We start from the raw sequence: 16,027 nt of genomic DNA, 5'->3' as shown, positions 1-16,027 counted from the left end.
ATCAGAAATTATTATTATTAGAGGTGATTATGTTACAGAAACACGAAAACGTAATAAGTATGACTGTACTAAGCCCGCAAGCCACCCAACAACTGATGCCTTCGTTTTCCTCCTTGCCCCACACGCAACACGCCGACGGCAAATATCGCCTGCGCCGTTATTCGGTCGTCAAATACCTCAACCCCAACGTCGCCGAAGTGGGGCCGCGTACCTTCATGCAGTCCGATCAGATCAACCACTTCCAGGGCAACGTGGTGCGCCGCTTCGAGCCTATCGACAGCGCCGTGCTGCAGAGCGCCGGCATGGCGGAGATGTGCAACCTGTTTGCCGAAAATAACGAACTGCCGGAGGGTGCCGAGATAGAGATCCACCAAATGCGCGTGGTCGCCATCCAGAAAGATACGCTGGTGGCGCCGGAAGGCATTCACCAGGACGGTTTCGACCATATCGCCATGATCGCCATTCACCGGCACAACATCGTCGGCGGTGAAATCATGCTGTACGACGACAGCCACCACGATCCCTTCTTTAAAAAAGCGCTGGCGGACGGTGAGGCCGTGCTGCTGGCAGACAGCAAACTGTGGCACAACGCCACGCCGATCAACGCCGTAAGCCCGAAAGAAGAAGGCTATCTGGATCTCTTCGTCCTCACCGCGCGGGGAGAGAAAGCATGACCTTTACGCCCGAGCTCGCCCGCGCCCAGTTCAGCGCCCTGTCCCAGCACATCGACGGCAAGCCGGCGATCTTTTTCGACGGCCCCGGCGGCGCACAGGTTTCACGGGGCGTGCTGGAAAAGATGACGGACTACCTGGGGAAATACAACGCCAACCTGGGCGGCCACTACTTCTCCAGCCGAGTCACCGGCGAAGTGATGGGCCAGGCGCGAGAATCGGTGCGCGCCTTGTTAAATGCGCCTTCGCCCGACAACATCGTTTTCGGCATGAATATGACCACGCTGACTTTCCATCTCAGTCGCATCATCAGCCGCGACTGGCAAGCCGGCGATGAGGTCATCGTCACCGCGCTCGATCACTACGCCAACGTCTCCAGCTGGCAGCAGGCCGCCGCAGACCAAGGGGCCGTGGTGCATCAGATACCGCTGGAGAGCGCCGACTGCGCATTGGACGCCGCAAAGGTGTGTGAGCGCATCAACGCCAATACCCGCCTGGTGGCGGTCAGCTACGCCTCCAACGTCACCGGCAGCATCGTCGATATCAAAACCATCGTCGAAGCTGCACATCGGGTCGGCGCGCAGGTGTATGTCGACGCCGTGCACTATGCGCCGCATAACCTGATTGACGTGCAGGCGCTGGGCTGTGATTTCCTGGTGTGCTCCGCCTACAAGTTCTTTGGCCCGCACGTCGGCATGGCCTATATCGCGCCGCAGTGGCTGCAACGCCTGCGGCCGTACAAAGTCGAGCCGGCCACCGATGTCGGCCCCGGCCGTTTCGAGACCGGCACGCAAAGCTTCGAGGCGCTGGCCGGCGTCGCAGCGGCGATCGACTATCTGGCGCAGTGGGGGACGCCGGGCGCGCCGTTAAGGCAGCGTTTGCAGGAGAGTTTCGCCGCCTACCACCGGCATGAAGAGGCGCTGTGCCGCCACTTTTTGCAACGGCTGCAGCAACTCGACGGCGTGCGGCTCTACGGCCATTCACAGACGGACAACACGCGCCGCACGCCAACCTTCGCCCTGACCTTCAGCGGCCAGACGCCTGACGCGATCGCCCGCCGCCTGGGGCAGCACAACATCTGCGCCGGCAGCGGGCATTTCTATGCGCTGGGCCTGATCCAGCAGTTGGGGTTGCAAGACGGCGGCGTGCTGCGCATCGGCATGATGCACTACAACACCCAAGGCGAAATAGACACGCTGTTTAAGGTGATCGCCGAAGATATCCTCAGTTAACTCGCCACATCGGCCCGCTTACCTTATTGAGCGGGCCATCGCGGCACGCTGGGGGTAGAATCAAGGGGATTTTATTTTAGAAATGGATTTTTATTTTGCGAAAATATGCAGTTATCGCCGCCGCATTGATGATGTCTTCCTGTGCCACGCCGGAGAAATGGGAAGCGCAAACGGCAACCCCAACGCCCCTTGACGCGGCCAGAACCCACTGCCGGCAAGAAGCCGAACAGCGCTATCCCGTGAACCTGTCTTTGCACGCCAGCTCGCCGACCTTCTCCTCCATGACGATCAACGGCACGGAGATCCCCAACGCCGGTGGCGGCGCTTTCCCCTCGGACAGCAATGAAATGCGCAGAACAGAATTCGTTAATGCCTGCATGAAATTGGAAGGATGGGAAAATAAAAATAAGGTGACGGGATTATTGGCATTTTTATTTAACTAGCGGCAACACGGAATAACTCGGAATTACCGCGTTCAGGCAGCGGTAATTCCGCCCTATTGACCGGCACCGACAGCCTGACTATTTTGCTACGATATAACAGGTTACACCTCTCCTCCATTCAGGGCGATAATCAAACAAATGGAATAAATCAATTTATGAGTGAGAAAGACACCCCCCTAAAAAAGCCGCAGAGCCATATCAACAAAGCGGTATTCTTCACCTCTGCAGTCCTCATTTTTCTTCTGGTCGCGTTCGCCGCCTTTTTCCCCGACGTCGCCGACAAGAACTTCAAGCTTCTGCAGCAACAAATTTTCACCAACGCCAGCTGGTTTTATATTTTGGCCGTGGCGCTGATTTTGCTCAGCGTGACGTTTCTGGGGCTTTCCCGCTACGGCGACATCAAACTTGGCCCCGATCATGCGCAACCCGATTTTCGCTACCACTCATGGTTTGCCATGCTGTTTTCAGCGGGGATGGGCATCGGCCTGATGTTCTTCGGCGTGGCAGAACCGGTTATGCACTATCTCTCGCCACCGGTCGGCACGCCCGAGAGCGTCGAGGCGGCCAAACAGGCCATGCGCCTGACCTTTTTCCACTGGGGGCTGCACGCCTGGGCGATCTACGCCATCGTGGCGTTGATTCTGGCCTTCTTCAGCTATCGGCATGGCCTGCCGTTGACTCTGCGCTCTGCGCTTTATCCGATCATCGGCGAACGTATTTATGGCCCTATCGGCCATGCCGTCGATATCTTCGCCGTCATCGGCACCGTATTCGGGGTCGCAACCTCGCTGGGCTATGGCGTGTTGCAGGTCAACGCCGGGCTTAACCACCTGTTTGGCGTGCCGATCAACGAAACCGTTCAGGTGATCTTGATCGTGGTGATTACCGGGCTGGCCACCATTTCCGTGGTTTCAGGGCTGGAGAAAGGCATACGCTTTCTGTCAGAGCTGAACCTTGGCCTGGCGCTGTTGCTCCTGGCCCTGGTCTTGCTGTTGGGGCCAACCGTCCTGCTGTTGAAATCCTTTGTGGAAAATACCGGCGGCTATCTGTCCGAGCTGGTCAGCAAGACGTTCAATCTGTATGCCTACGAGCCAAAATCCAGCAACTGGTTAGGCGGATGGACGCTGCTCTACTGGGGGTGGTGGCTCTCCTGGTCGCCTTTCGTCGGTATGTTCATCGCTCGGGTTTCCCGTGGCCGAACCATCCGCGAATTTGTCACGGGCGTGCTGTTCGTCCCGGCAGGCTTCACCCTCATGTGGATGACGGTGTTCGGCAACAGCGCCATTTACCTCATCATGGAACAGGGCGCGACAGACCTCGCCACTACGGTACAGCAAGATGTGGCGTTGGCGTTGTTTAACTTCCTGGAGCATTTCCCGTTCTCCAGCGTGCTTTCGTTTATCGCCATGGCGATGGTGATCGTCTTTTTTGTCACGTCCGCCGATTCCGGCGCCATGGTCGTAGATACGCTGGCTTCGGGCGGCTCCAGCAACACGCCGGTTTGGCAACGCATTTTCTGGGCGTCGCTGATGGGCATCGTCGCCATCGCCTTGCTGATCGCCGGGGGGCTCAGCGCGCTGCAAACCGTCACCATCGCCAGCGCATTGCCGTTCTCGGCCATCTTGCTGATATCCATTTACGGTTTGCTTAAAGCGCTGCGCCGCGACCTGACCAAGCGCGACAGCCAAAATATGGCCACCATCGCCCCCACCGCCGCCCGCAACCCCATTCCCTGGCAGCGCAGGCTGCGCAATATCGCCTATCTGCCAAAACGCTCGCTGGTTAAGCGCTTTATGGATGAGGTTATCCAACCGGCCATGACGCTGGTGCAGGAAGAGCTGAGTAAACAAAACACGCTCAGCAGCATCAACGCCACTGCGGAAGACCGCATTCGTTTCGAGGTCGATTTGGGCGATGAGCTTAACTTTATCTATGAAGTCAGACTGCGCGGCTACAGTTCGCCGACGTTCGCTCTGGCCGGGCTGGATAACGATGAACAGCAAGCCGAGCAGCACAAGTATTATCGCGCGGAGATCTACCTGAAAGAAGGCGGCCAAAACTACGATGTCATGGGCTGGAATCAGGAGCAGTTGATCAACGATATTCTCGACCAGTACGAGAAACACCTGCATTTCTTGCATCTGGTACGCTGAAGGCCAACATGCCGTCCCCCGGGGCGGCATTTTTTTGCCCTGCTTTCTTCACCACGGCGCTGATGATGCTGGTGGGATGGCGGACAACCAGTGATAACGCTTACAGGGGCAAAGGATTGGGTTGGGGTAATCTTTCGGAGAATCAGGATATTTTCAGGAGGGAGTGCTGGAGCGGGTGAAGGGAATCGAACCCTCGTATGCAGCTTGGGAAGCTGCCGTTCTACCATTGAACTACACCCGCATCGGTGTGCGACAGGCATTATAACCGGTTATCGGCGGCGGGCAAGCGGAGATGGCGCGTAACTGTCGATGTTTTAAGCGGTTAAGTCCGGTGGGCGAAAAAAAACCGGCGCAGTTGCCTGCACCGGTGGTTTCACGCTAAACGGAATTATTTCTGTGGGCGCATCGCCGGGAACAGAATCACGTCGCGGATGGTATGGCTGTTGGTGAACAGCATCACCATACGGTCGATACCGATGCCCAGACCGGCGGTCGGCGGCAGGCCGTGCTCCAGCGCGGTGACGTAATCTTCGTCGTAGAACATCGCTTCGTCGTCGCCGGCGTCTTTGGCGTTCACCTGATCGGCAAAGCGCTGAGCCTGGTCTTCGGCGTCGTTCAGCTCGGAGAAGCCGTTGCCGATTTCACGGCCGCCGATGAAGAACTCGAAGCGGTCGGTGATTTCCGGGTTAACGTCGTTGCGGCGCGCCAGCGGCGACACTTCAGCCGGGTATTCGGTGATGAAGGTCGGCTGAATCAGATGGCTTTCCGCCACTTCTTCGAAGATCTCGGTCACGACGCGGCCCAGGCCCCAGCTCTTCTCAACCTTGATGCCGATGGATTCGGCGATGGCCACCGCTTTGCCCATGTCGGCCAGGTCAGCCAGATCGGTTTCCGGGCGGTATTTCTTGATCGCCTCGGTCATGGTCAGCTTCTCGAACGGCTTGCCGAAGTCGAACACTTCGTCGCCGTACTGTACCTGAGAGGTACCCAGCACTTTCTCGGTCAGGGTGCGGAACAGCGTCTCGGTCAGCTCGATCAGGTCTTTGTAATCCGCGTAAGCCATGTAGAGTTCCATCATGGTGAACTCTGGGTTGTGACGCGGAGAAACGCCTTCGTTACGGAAGTTGCGGTTGATTTCGAACACGCGCTCAAAGCCGCCGACCACCAGACGCTTCAGATACAGTTCCGGCGCGATGCGCAGGTACATGTCGATATCCAGCGCATTGTGGTGCGTGATGAACGGACGCGCGGACGCGCCGCCCGGGATCACCTGCATCATCGGGGTTTCGACTTCCATGAAGCCGCGCTCCACCATGAAGTTGCGGATAGCAGACATCACCTGAGAACGCACCTTGAAGGTGTTGCGCGATTCTTCGTTGGCGATCAGGTCCAGGTAACGCTGGCGGTAACGGGTTTCCTGATCCGCCAGGCCGTGGAATTTGTCCGGCAGCGGGCGCAGCGCTTTGGTCAGCAGACGCAGCTCGGTGCAGTGGATCGACAGTTCGCCGGTCTTGGTTTTGAACAGCTTGCCGCGTGCGCCGAGGATATCGCCCAGGTCCCACTTCTTGAACTGGTCGTTGTATACGCCTTCAGCCAGATCGTCGCGCGCGACGTACAGCTGAATGCGGCCGCCCACGTCCTGCAGCGTGACGAAGGATGCCTTGCCCATAATACGGCGGGTCATCATGCGGCCGGCGACGGTCACTTCTACGCCCAGCGCTTCCAGCTCTTCGTTGTCTTTATCGCCGTACGCGGCGTGCAGTTTGTCGGAGGTGGAGTCACGACGGAAGTCGTTCGGGAACGCAATGCCGTTCTCGCGCAGGCCGGCCAGTTTCTCGCGGCGGGACTGCAGTTCGTTATTGAGATCCAGCGCCTGATCGGCGCCCTGTACTTGTTGTTCAGACATTTCTATTCCTCATAACCCGGCTTTCAAACTTGCCTCAATGAATTTATCCAGGTCGCCATCCAGTACGGCCTGCGTGTTACGCGTTTCAACGTTGGTGCGCAAATCCTTGATGCGGGAGTCATCCAGCACGTAAGAACGGATTTGGCTGCCCCAGCCGATGTCGGACTTGTTGTCTTCCATCGTCTGCTTATCAGCATTTTTCTTTTGCATCTCAAACTCGTACAGCTTGGCTCGCAGCTGTTTAAACGCTTGATCCTTGTTCTTATGCTGAGAACGATCGTTCTGGCACTGCACCACGATGTTGGTTGGCAGGTGAGTAATACGTACGGCGGATTCGGTTTTGTTGACGTGCTGACCGCCCGCACCGGAGGCGCGGTACACGTCGATACGCAGATCCGCCGGGTTGATTTCGATATCGATATCGTCGTCGACTTCCGGGTAGATGAACACCGAGCTGAACGAGGTGTGGCGACGGCCGCCGGAGTCGAACGGGCTCTTGCGCACCAGGCGGTGAACGCCGGTTTCAGTGCGCAACCAGCCGAACGCGTAGTCGCCGATGATCTTGATGGTGGCAGACTTCAGGCCCGCGACGTCGCCGTCGGACTCTTCGATCACTTCGGTCTTGAAGCCCTTGGCTTCAGCCCAGCGCAGGTACATGCGCAGCAGCATGCTGGCCCAGTCCTGCGCTTCGGTGCCGCCGGAGCCGGCCTGGATATCCAGGTAGCAGTCGGCGCTGTCGTATTCGCCGGAGAACATGCGGCGGAATTCCAACTGATCCAGCTTGCTCATCAGTTGATCCAGCTCGGCGACCGCTTCGTTGAAGGTCTCTTCATCGTCGGCTTCCACCGCCAGTTCCAGCAGCCCGCCGACGTCTTCGCCGCCCTGCTCCAGCTGATCGATGGTTTCAACGATGGCTTCCAGCGCGGCGCGCTCTTTGCCGAGCGCCTGTGCGCGCTCCGGCTCGTTCCAAACGTCCGGCTGCTCCAGCTCGGCGTTGACCTCTTCTAGGCGTTCCTTCTTGGCATCATAGTCAAAGATACCCCCTAAGAACCGCAGTCCGCTCGGACAGGTCCTGAATTCGGTTTTTTACCGGGTTAATTTCAAACATGGTTTCGTTCTTTTACGTTGATGTCGTCGATGGCGGAATGCCATTGGAACCGCTAATTCTAACGGATCCGGGCGGCAGTTTATAGCGAGTTGGTCAGTTTTTGTGGCGATCGGGAAGGATGCAGGGGATTGGAGAGCCCAATCCCCGAATTGTGTTCAATTTCGCCTCAGCGCGGCCAAAGATGCTGAATCAGCAGCTGCACGTTGCGGTTGCCGCGAAACTCGTTGACGTCGAGCTTGTAGGCCAGTTCGACCTCGCGCACGCTGCTGTCTGGCCACAGCGTGGTGTCCACGTTGAACGCGATGCCGTCGAGCAGCGGGCCGCCGCCGAGCGGTTCCACCATCAGCTTCAGGTGTTTCTCGCCCACCAGCCGCTGCTGCAGGATGCGGAATTTGCCGTCAAAGGTCGGTTCCGGGAACGCCTGGCCCCACGGGCCGCCCTCGCGCAGCAGCTCCGCCGTCGTCAGCGACAGCTCCTGCATCGCCAGTTCGCCGTCGGACCAGATCACCCCTTCCAGCATCGCCGGATCGAGCCATTCTCCCACCAGCTCGCCGAAGCGCTGGCGGAACTCGTCGAACCTGGCCTCTTCCAGCGACAGCCCGGCCGCCATCGCGTGGCCGCCAAACTTCATCATCAGGCCGGGGTTCAGCATATCCAGCCGCTCCAGCGCGTCGCGCATGTGCAGGCCGGGCACCGACCGGCCGGAGCCTTTCAGGATGCCGTCACCCGCCGGCGCGAACGCGATCACCGGGCGGTGGAAACGCTCTTTGATACGCGAGGCGAGGATACCCACCACGCCCTGGTGCCATTCCGGGTGATACATCGCCAGCCCGTAAGGCAGCTCGGTGCTGGTGCGCTCCAACTGGTCGCACAGCTGCAGGGCTTCCACCTGCATGCCCTGCTCTATCTCGCGTCGCGTCTGGTTCAACGCGTCGAGATCGTTGGCCAGCATACGCGCCTGCGCGATGTCGTCGCTCAGCAGCAGCGCCACGCCAATAGACATGTCGTCCAGCCTGCCGGCGGCATTGAGACGCGGGCCGAGGGCGAAACCGAGATCGTTGGCCGCCAGCTGGCGGGCGTCGCGGTTGGCCACCTCAAGCAGCGCGCGGATGCCCGGTCGGCATTTGCCGGCGCGGATGCGGTTTAACCCCTGATACACCAGAATGCGGTTGTTGGCGTCCAGCGGCACCACGTCGGCCACGGTGCCGAGCGCCACCAGATCCAGCAGTTCCGCCAGATTGGGCATCGCCAGCGCGCGCTGCTCGAACCAGCCGCTGTCCCGCAGCCGGGCGCGCAGCGCCAGCATCAGGTAGAACGCGACGCCCACTCCGGCCAGCGATTTGGACGGGAAGGCGCAGCCGCGTAGGTTGGGATTGACGATCGCGTCGGCCGCCGGCAGGGTCTCGCCCGGCAGGTGGTGATCGGTCACCAGCACCTGCATGCCCTTGGCGTGCGCCACGTCGACGCCGGCGTGCGAGGAGATGCCGTTATCGACGGTGACGATCAGCTCCGCGCCGCGCGCCGCCGCCTGCTCCACCACTTCGGGGCTCAGGCCGTAGCCGTCTTCAAAGCGGTTTGGCACCAGGTAGTCGACGGCTGCGCCGCCCATGCTGCGCAGCGCCAGCACCGTCAGCGCGGTGCTGGTGGCGCCGTCGGCGTCGAAATCGCCCACCACCATGATGCGGCGACCGTCGGCCAGCGCCTGTTGCAGCAGGCTGACGGCGTCGTCGATGCCGTCCAGCTGTTGCCAGGGCAGCATGCCCTTGACGCCGCGCTCCAGCTCCTGCTCACCCTGCACGCCGCGCAGGGCGTAAAGCCGGCGCAGCAGCGGCGGCAAACTGGCGGGCAGATGCGTGTCGTCCGCCGCCGGACGGCGGCGTAGTTGCGTTTTAATACTCACCGGCGATTAACCACCGGCTTTGGTGGCGGCCTGGTGCGCATCCAGCATGGCGGCCATTTCTTTTGGCCCCTGATAGCCCGGGATCATCATGCCGTTTTCCAGAATGATCGCCGGCGTGCCCTGAATGCCGAACTGCACGCCCAGCTCGTAATGCTTGCTGATGTCAGTTTTGCAGGTGGCCGGAGAGATGGCGTCGCCCTTCATGGCGGCGTCGAACGCCTTGGCCTTGTCGGCGGTACACCAGATAGACTGCATGTCTTTCTCAGCCTGGGAAGCCAGCCCCTGACGCGGGAACGCCAGATAACGCACGGTGATGCCCAGATCGTTGTACTCTTTCATCTGCTGGTGCAGCTTATGGCAGTAACCGCAGGTGATATCGGTGAACACGGTGATCACGTGTTTCTCTTTCGGCGCTTTGTAGACGATCATTTGATCTTTCAGCGCGTCCATCTTGCTGCTCAGCAGTTGGTTGGTCACGTTGACCGGCTCTTTGCCGCTGACGTCGAACAGCGGGCCCTGCAGGATGTGCTTGCCGTCTTCGGAGGCGTACAGCACGCCGCTGTCGGTCAGCACGGTTTTCAGGCCGTTGACCGGTGAAGGCTGCACGTCCGCCTGCTGGATGCCCAGGCTGGCGAGCGCTTTTTTGATCGCCGCGTCATCGGCATGGGCGGCACCGGTCACCGAAGCCACCAGCAGAGAGAGCAGCATTAAACCTTTTTTCATTGTTCCAATCCTTTCGAACCCGCCGCTCAGGCGCGCGGGTGATGCTGTTGATGTAGCTGTTTCAGTCGTTCGGTCGCTACATGAGTATAAATTTGCGTGGTCGAGAGATCGCTGTGCCCTAACAACATCTGTACGACACGGAGATCGGCCCCATGGTTCAGCAAATGGGTGGCGAACGCGTGCCGCAACACGTGCGGCGACAGACGTTCGCTGTCGATGCCCGCAAGGATGGCATAGTGTTTGATGCGATGCCAGAACGTCTGTCGGGTCATTTGCTGGCAACGGGTGCTGGGGAACAACACATCCAGCGTCTGACCGTTGACCAGCCACGGGCGGCCATGTTCCAGATAATTTTCGATCCAGTAGACCGCCTCTTCGCCCAGCGGCACCAGCCGCTCCTTGTTGCCCTTGCCGATCACCCGCACCACGCCCTGGCGCAGGCTGACGTCGCTGATGCTCAGCCCCACCAGTTCGGAAACCCGCAGCCCGGTGGCGTACAACACTTCGAGCATCGCCTTGTCGCGCAGCTCCAGCGGTTGATCGACGCAGGGCGCCTGCAGCAGCGCATCGACCTGCGCCTCGCTCAGATCCTTCGGCAAACGCTGCGGCAGTTTGGGAGACGCCAGCTGCGAGGTGGGATCGTCGGCGCGCAGTTTTTCGCGATACAGGTACTGAAACAGGCGGCGCATGGCGCTCAGCAAACGCGCGGAGCTGGTGGCCTTGTAGCCGCCGTCCACCCGCTCGGCGAGAAAGGCCTGCAGATCCAACGCCTGCGCCTGCAGCAAGGCGGTGTTTTGATGGCCAAGCCAGGTGCCCAGGGCCTGCAAATCCAGCCGGTAGGAGGCCAGCGTATTTTCCGCCAGATTGCGCTCAAGCCACAGCGCATCCAGGAATTGTTCAATCAGCGCATTGTCTTGCTGTTGCACGCGGTCCTCTCTTTGTTGCATTTCCACCCGCGCCATTATGCCTTAAGCCGACGCAAATCAGGTATACTCGCTGCAATTCTCTAAACAGCAACGTAACGGTTTACACATGAAGATTGGTCTGTTTTACGGCTCCAGCACCTGCTACACCGAGATGGCGGCAGAAAAAATCCGTGAGATTCTGGGTGAAGACCTGGTCGACCTGCACAACCTGAAAGACGTCTCTCCCAAGCTGATGGAGGACTATTCCATTCTGATCCTCGGTATCCCGACCTGGGATTTCGGCGAACTGCAGGAAGACTGGGAAGCGATCTGGCCGCAGCTGCCGGCGCTGGATCTGAAAGGCAAGATCGTCGCCATGTACGGCATGGGCGATCAGCTCGGTTACGGTGAGTGGTTCCTCGACGCGCTGGGCATGCTGCACGATCAGATCGCGCCGCTGGGCGTACAGTTCATCGGCTTCTGGCCGACCGACGGCTTCGAGTTCACCAGCCCCAAACCGCTGAGCGCCGACGGCAAACACTTCGTTGGCCTGGCGCTCGATGAGGTCAACCAATACGATCTGAGCGAAGAGCGCCTGCAGCAATGGTGCGAGCAGATCCTGTTGGAGATGGAACCGCTGCTGTAGCCGCTGTCGGGCGCTGAACGCGCCCGATTTCCCCGCTTATTTCCACAGGCGGAAGCGTGGCTCCTCTTCCCCGGCCGGCGTTTCCTTGGTCAACCGCGCCGGATCGGCTACCTGATACCAGTCCAGTTTGCGCGTCAACAGCATAATGCCCGCCAGAATGGCGAACAGCAGCCCTGCCCCCAGCACCAACGCATTGTCCTCCGACTGCAACAGCAAATAGAGCACGCCGTACAACAGCAATAGGCTCGCGGCGAACAGCGCACCGCGCAGCTTGCCGCGCAGTACGGCGCTCAGATAGAAGCCGATCAGACCGCTGCAGGCGATGCTGGCCGCCAGGTAAGCGAGAGCGAATCCCAGGTGTTCGGAGAAGGCCAGCAGAATCAGGTAGAACAACACCAGCGCCGCGCCCACCAACAGGTACTGAATTGGGTGCACCCGCAGACCGGTCAGGGTTTCGAACAGGAAAAACGCCATAAACGTCAGCCCGATAAACAGCAGCGCGTATTTGACCGCGCGCTCGGCCAGCTGATAGTGATCGACCGGTTCGACCAGGCTGGCGCTGAAGGCCGGCAGCTTGTCCTCATCGATAATGCTATCGTCGTAATGGAACGCACTGTTGATATTGTTGGCGAACCAGGTGCTGCGCCAGCGAGCGCTAAACCCTTGCTCCGTCACCTTGCGTTCATCCGGCAGGAAGTTGCCGAGGAAATTCGGGTGCGGCCAGTTGCTTTGCAGCTGCAATTCGCTGCTGCGCCCCAGCGGCACCAGCGACAGGCTGCTGGTGCCCGCCAGCGTCAGGGTGAAGTCGGCGTTCAGCCCCTCTTTTTGTTGCAGCGCCGCCAGCGTCAACGGTGCGTGGATCCCCTGACGCAACGATCCCACGCCGGTGCCCGGTTCAAACGCCACCGGCTGCGGTATTTCCAGAGGAGAAATGCTCTTGATGCCGCGAGAGTCGCTCAGCGCCACCAGCAGGAACGGCTGGCCGAGGGTCACGTTGGCACGTTGCAAATCCGCCAGTTCCGGCTGGCCGAAACGCACCTTGAAGTTCAGCGGCCCCTGGTAAACCTGCGTCTGATAAATGCCCAGTTTACGCACCTCTACTTTCGGCGCCCCCAGCACCTGAAGCGACTCCGGCAGCAAATAGCGGTAATGCTGCACCCGCTGCACTACCGTTTGTCCTTTCTCGTCTTTCTTCTCTTCTCGTTCGACGTAGGGAATGACAATCAACGGGCCGAGCACGCGCTGTGCCCCGCTGGTGCTTTCGCTTACCTGCCCGACCACGCTTTGCCGATAGCCGCTGCGTTCGTCGATCACGCTCATCAGTTGGGCGATGGGGATCAACATCACCACCATCAATCCCAGCAGCGTGGTTATTTTCCAGAAAAGTACCGATTTCATCATGCTCGCTCCTCATAGGTAATGAGGCCACGATAAAACCCGCAGGTGAAATCAGAATGTGGTTATGTGAAGGGAAGGTGAAGTCACAGCGATAACCTGAAAGTCGCTTCCACCCCGTGCGGCCGGCGGTTGCGCAGGTGAATGCCGCCATGATGCAGGCGGGCGACCTCCTGCACGAAGTTCAGCCCCAGCCCGCTGCTTTTTGGCCGTTCGGCGCGCGGCAGCGAATAAAAACGTTCGAACACCTTATCGAGCGCATAGTCCGGAATGCCGCTGCCGTCATCGCAAACGCTGATGCAGTAGTGCTGTTCCCGCCGTTCGCCTCGTACGCTGACGCAACCGCCCGGCGGGGTAAAGTCGATCGCGTTGTCCAGCAGGTTGGTCAGCGCCTGGCTGATCAGCAACGCATCGCCGTTCAGCGTCACCTCTGCCAGCGCCTCCCATTGTAACCTGACGCCGCGCTGCGTCGCCTGCGCCTCTTTGCCCGCCACCGTCTGGCTGACCAGCGTCGCGATCGCGATGGGCGCGGTCTCCATGTCTGGCCGACTCTCCAGCCGCGCCTGCACCAGCAGTTTGTCCACCAGCTGCTGGATGCGTGCGCTTTGCTGCTCGATATTGGTGAGAAAACGCCGGGCGGTCTCCGGCGGCGGCAACTCTTGCAACAGCTCTGCCGCGCCCCTGATCGCCGCCAGCGGGCTTTTCAGCTCATGCGTCAGGGTATGTGCATACTGTTCGATATATGCTTTGCCTTCCAGCTTCAGTCGCATGCTCTCCAGCGCCTGCGCCAGCTGCGTCAGTTCCCGGCCGCCCACTTTGGGCAGCGGCGCGTTTTCTCCCTGCGCCACCCCGTCGGCATAGCGCACCAGCCGGCCTATCGAACGGGTGATCCACCAGACGAATACCGCCCCGATCAGCAACGCGATCCCCAGCAGCAATGCGCCGGCCCACAGAATGCGCCGTTCGCTGCGTTTGATCACCGGCGCCATGGTGCTGTTGGGTTTGCCCACGGTGAGTACGCCGATAATACGCCCTTGTTCTATCACCGGCGCGGCCACATACATCACCGAACTGTTTTCATCCTGCGGGTCGCTGCGGGTACTGCGGGCGCCGTACTGGCCGCGCAGCGTCCGATAAACGTCATTCCAGCGCGAATAGTCCTGCCCCTGCGCGCGGCCGGCAGAATCGAAGATAACTCGCCCCTGGGCATCGGTAAGATAGACGTGGTATTCGCTGCGATCCTTGCGGATGCCGGAGATATTGGCGCCGATCGGGCGCTGGTTCAGCTGCGTAAACGCCTGCGCCAGTTGACCATGCGCCGCATCGCCGCGCTGCATGTCCTGACGGGCGATCTGCGCCAGCAGGTTAGCGGTGTCCACCAGCGTGCCTTCGGTAGCGCGCCGCACGCCGGGCTTCACTTCCTGGACGAAAATGCTCAACACGAAGTACCCGGCCACCGCCACGATCAGAAAATATCCCAGCAGCAGGCGCAGCCCAATTTTCATGGCTGGCGGCTCACGCTGTAGCCCAATCCGCGGTGGGTGTGGATGGGCGGCTCACCGGGTTCCACCGCACGCAGCTTGGCGCGCAGCGTTTTGATGTGGGTGTCGACGGTGCGATCCAGGCTTTCTTCCGCCTGCGCCCAAACGCTTTCCATCAGTTGCTGCCGCGAGAACACCCGTCCGGGCGCCAACAGCAGAGTCTTCAGCAGCAGGTATTCGTAACGGGTCAGCGGCAGCGGCCGCTGATGGTAGGAGATGGTGGCCGCGTCTTCGTCGAGCGTGAAAGCGCCGAAACGGTAGAGCGCGCTCTGTTGCAAGCGCTGCTGCTTATACAGGCGGCGCAAAATGGTGCGCACCCGTGCGCTAACCTCGCGAGGGGAGAACGGCTTGGCGACATAGTCGTCGGCGCCGATCTCCAGCCCGATCAGGCGATCTACTTCATCACTGCGGGCGGTAAGAAACAGAATCGGCAGATCGGCCGCCTGAGCCAGCAGGCGGCGACACAATTCAAAGCCGTTGATATCCGGCAAACCGACATCGAGGATAGCGAGCGCGGGCGCGCCTTGCGCCAGCGCCTGCAACGCCGGTTCCGCGCGTTCGAACCAGCGCACCTCGAAGCCTTCGCTCTCCAGCGTGTAAACCAGCGTATCGGCAATGCTGGGTTCATCCTCCACCAACCAGAGTACGGGTTTCATCAGGCCTCCTCGCCGTCACCCGCCGGCGGATACAGCAACAGCTGCCGCAGGTGGCGCCACTCCTCTTTGCTCATGCAGTCGGAAGCCAGCCACAGCCGGCGGCGCTTTTTGCCCTCCGTCGGCTGCAGCGTCAGCAGCATGCCGTAACCCGGCATCCACGGTTTTTTCGCCAGCCGCCACTCGCGGCCGTGCCAGCTGAAGCGCCGGTCCGCCAGCAGCCGCAGCTCGCCCTGCACCGCGGCGATGCGCTTCTGGCTGCGAATGCACTGAAACACCACCAGCGTCAGCAACACCAGCCAGAGCGGGCCCAAGCCTTCCGGCCAGGGCGAAATCAGGATCAGCAGGATCAGAACGCCGTGGGTCAACAGGGAAAACAGCTGAGTGCGCCAGGAAATGCGGATATCACATCGCCACTGGGCCACGGTCTTTATTTCGCGTTTGGATCAGGGTCACCATTCTCTGCAGCTCGCTGTCCTGCGGCGCGCCATGATTCATCAGCCAGTTGAACAAATCGGGATCGTCGCACTCCAGCAGGCGGATGAACAACGCCTTGTCCGCGTCATTCAGGCTGTCGTATTCGTATTCGAAGAACGGCATGATGGAGATGTCCAGCTCGCGCATGCCACGGCGGCAAGCCCAGTGAATACGTGCTTTGTTGTTAATATCCATGTTGTTATGACTCACCTCTTTTCAGCGCGGCAGCACCAGCGCAGGGTTCAAATGACACACTGTATGGCAACGCCGTCGC

Annotated in this window: 15 protein-coding genes and 1 tRNA gene; 5 read left to right on the top strand and 11 right to left on the bottom strand. The window is 60.1% G+C overall.

The window, feature by feature from the left end; all coding sequences use genetic code 11:
- Window positions 1–59: 59 nt before the first annotated feature.
- The 4 genes from QOL81_RS21700 (at window position 60) to QOL81_RS21685 (ending at window position 4,499) form a co-directional block, all read left to right on the top strand.
- Window positions 60–674, top strand: coding sequence for a 2OG-Fe dioxygenase family protein (locus tag QOL81_RS21700; protein WP_224217742.1), 615 nt, complete (start codon window positions 60–62; stop codon window positions 672–674).
- Complete coding sequence (locus QOL81_RS21695) at window positions 671–1,903, top strand: cysteine desulfurase-like protein (RefSeq protein ID WP_070913819.1); 1,233 nt, start codon at window positions 671–673, stop codon at window positions 1,901–1,903. Before QOL81_RS21700 ends, QOL81_RS21695 begins: the two co-directional genes overlap by 4 nt.
- A gap of 95 nt (window positions 1,904–1,998) precedes the next feature.
- Window positions 1,999–2,346, top strand: coding sequence for a hypothetical protein (locus QOL81_RS21690; protein ID WP_227818442.1), 348 nt, complete (start codon window positions 1,999–2,001; stop codon window positions 2,344–2,346).
- Window positions 2,347–2,501: 155 nt separating this feature from the next.
- Window positions 2,502–4,499, top strand: coding sequence for a BCCT family transporter (locus QOL81_RS21685; protein ID WP_047729946.1), 1,998 nt, complete (start codon window positions 2,502–2,504; stop codon window positions 4,497–4,499).
- A gap of 167 nt (window positions 4,500–4,666) precedes the next feature.
- Here the strand turns inward: QOL81_RS21685 and QOL81_RS21680 are convergent.
- The 6 genes from QOL81_RS21680 to xerD all read right to left on the bottom strand — a co-directional run bounded on the left by QOL81_RS21680 (window position 4,667) and on the right by xerD (window position 11,062).
- Window positions 4,667–4,740 (bottom strand) — tRNA-Gly (locus tag QOL81_RS21680).
- Window positions 4,741–4,887: 147 nt separating this feature from the next.
- Window positions 4,888–6,405 carry a lysine--tRNA ligase gene (lysS, locus tag QOL81_RS21675; protein ID WP_033649459.1) on the bottom strand — a complete coding sequence of 506 codons (1,518 nt, stop codon included), beginning with the start codon at window positions 6,403–6,405 and terminating at the stop codon, window positions 4,888–4,890.
- A 9-nt stretch (window positions 6,406–6,414) separates the two neighbouring features.
- Window positions 6,415–7,513, bottom strand: a protein-coding gene (gene prfB / locus QOL81_RS21670) for a peptide chain release factor 2 (protein WP_096242572.1) whose coding sequence is annotated in 2 segments (ribosomal slippage) — window positions 6,415–7,437 and window positions 7,439–7,513 — 1,098 coding nt in all. Because the reading frame shifts where the segments join, the coding sequence is not laid out codon by codon here.
- Between the two features lie 166 nt (window positions 7,514–7,679).
- Window positions 7,680–9,413, bottom strand: coding sequence for a single-stranded-DNA-specific exonuclease RecJ (gene recJ, locus QOL81_RS21665; RefSeq protein ID WP_084827194.1), 1,734 nt, complete (start codon window positions 9,411–9,413; stop codon window positions 7,680–7,682).
- A 6-nt stretch (window positions 9,414–9,419) separates the two neighbouring features.
- Window positions 9,420–10,136, bottom strand: coding sequence for a bifunctional protein-disulfide isomerase/oxidoreductase DsbC (gene dsbC / locus QOL81_RS21660; RefSeq protein WP_060441317.1), 717 nt, complete (start codon window positions 10,134–10,136; stop codon window positions 9,420–9,422).
- A gap of 26 nt (window positions 10,137–10,162) precedes the next feature.
- Window positions 10,163–11,062 (bottom strand): site-specific tyrosine recombinase XerD, encoded by a 900-nt coding sequence (gene xerD, locus QOL81_RS21655; RefSeq protein ID WP_283440034.1) that lies wholly within the window; start codon window positions 11,060–11,062, stop codon window positions 10,163–10,165.
- Window positions 11,063–11,168: 106 nt separating this feature from the next.
- Here xerD and fldB point away from each other — a divergent pair, with 106 nt between their 5' ends.
- The gene (gene fldB / locus QOL81_RS21650; protein ID WP_048324740.1) at window positions 11,169–11,687 is read left to right on the top strand and encodes a flavodoxin FldB; all 519 of its coding nucleotides are present in this window, start codon (window positions 11,169–11,171) and stop codon (window positions 11,685–11,687) included.
- 36 nt (window positions 11,688–11,723) lie between these two features.
- Here the strand turns inward: fldB and creD are convergent, their stop codons facing one another.
- The 5 genes from creD to sdhE all read right to left on the bottom strand — a co-directional run bounded on the left by creD (window position 11,724) and on the right by sdhE (window position 15,948).
- Window positions 11,724–13,088, bottom strand: a complete 1,365-nt coding sequence (gene creD, locus QOL81_RS21645; protein ID WP_070913821.1) for a cell envelope integrity protein CreD — start codon at window positions 13,086–13,088, stop codon at window positions 11,724–11,726.
- Between the two features lie 80 nt (window positions 13,089–13,168).
- Complete coding sequence (gene creC / locus QOL81_RS21640; protein WP_070913822.1) at window positions 13,169–14,587, bottom strand: two-component system sensor histidine kinase CreC; 1,419 nt, start codon at window positions 14,585–14,587, stop codon at window positions 13,169–13,171.
- Window positions 14,584–15,279 carry a two-component system response regulator CreB gene (gene creB, locus QOL81_RS21635; RefSeq protein WP_049277068.1) on the bottom strand — a complete coding sequence of 232 codons (696 nt, stop codon included), beginning with the start codon at window positions 15,277–15,279 and terminating at the stop codon, window positions 14,584–14,586. The genes creC and creB overlap by 4 nt, the downstream gene beginning before the upstream one ends.
- Window positions 15,279–15,701 (bottom strand): protein YgfX, encoded by a 423-nt coding sequence (locus QOL81_RS21630; protein WP_060422869.1) that lies wholly within the window; start codon window positions 15,699–15,701, stop codon window positions 15,279–15,281. Before QOL81_RS21630 ends, creB begins: the two co-directional genes overlap by 1 nt.
- The gene (gene sdhE / locus QOL81_RS21625; protein ID WP_019455657.1) at window positions 15,682–15,948 is read right to left on the bottom strand and encodes an FAD assembly factor SdhE; all 267 of its coding nucleotides are present in this window, start codon (window positions 15,946–15,948) and stop codon (window positions 15,682–15,684) included. The genes QOL81_RS21630 and sdhE overlap by 20 nt, the downstream gene beginning before the upstream one ends.
- Between the last annotated feature and the right edge of the window lie 79 nt (window positions 15,949–16,027).

Source organism: Serratia sp. CC22-02 (assembly GCF_900182895.1).
Lineage (GTDB): Bacteria > Pseudomonadota > Gammaproteobacteria > Enterobacterales > Enterobacteriaceae > Serratia > Serratia nevei.
This window is presented reverse-complemented; position numbering and strand designations above follow the sequence as displayed.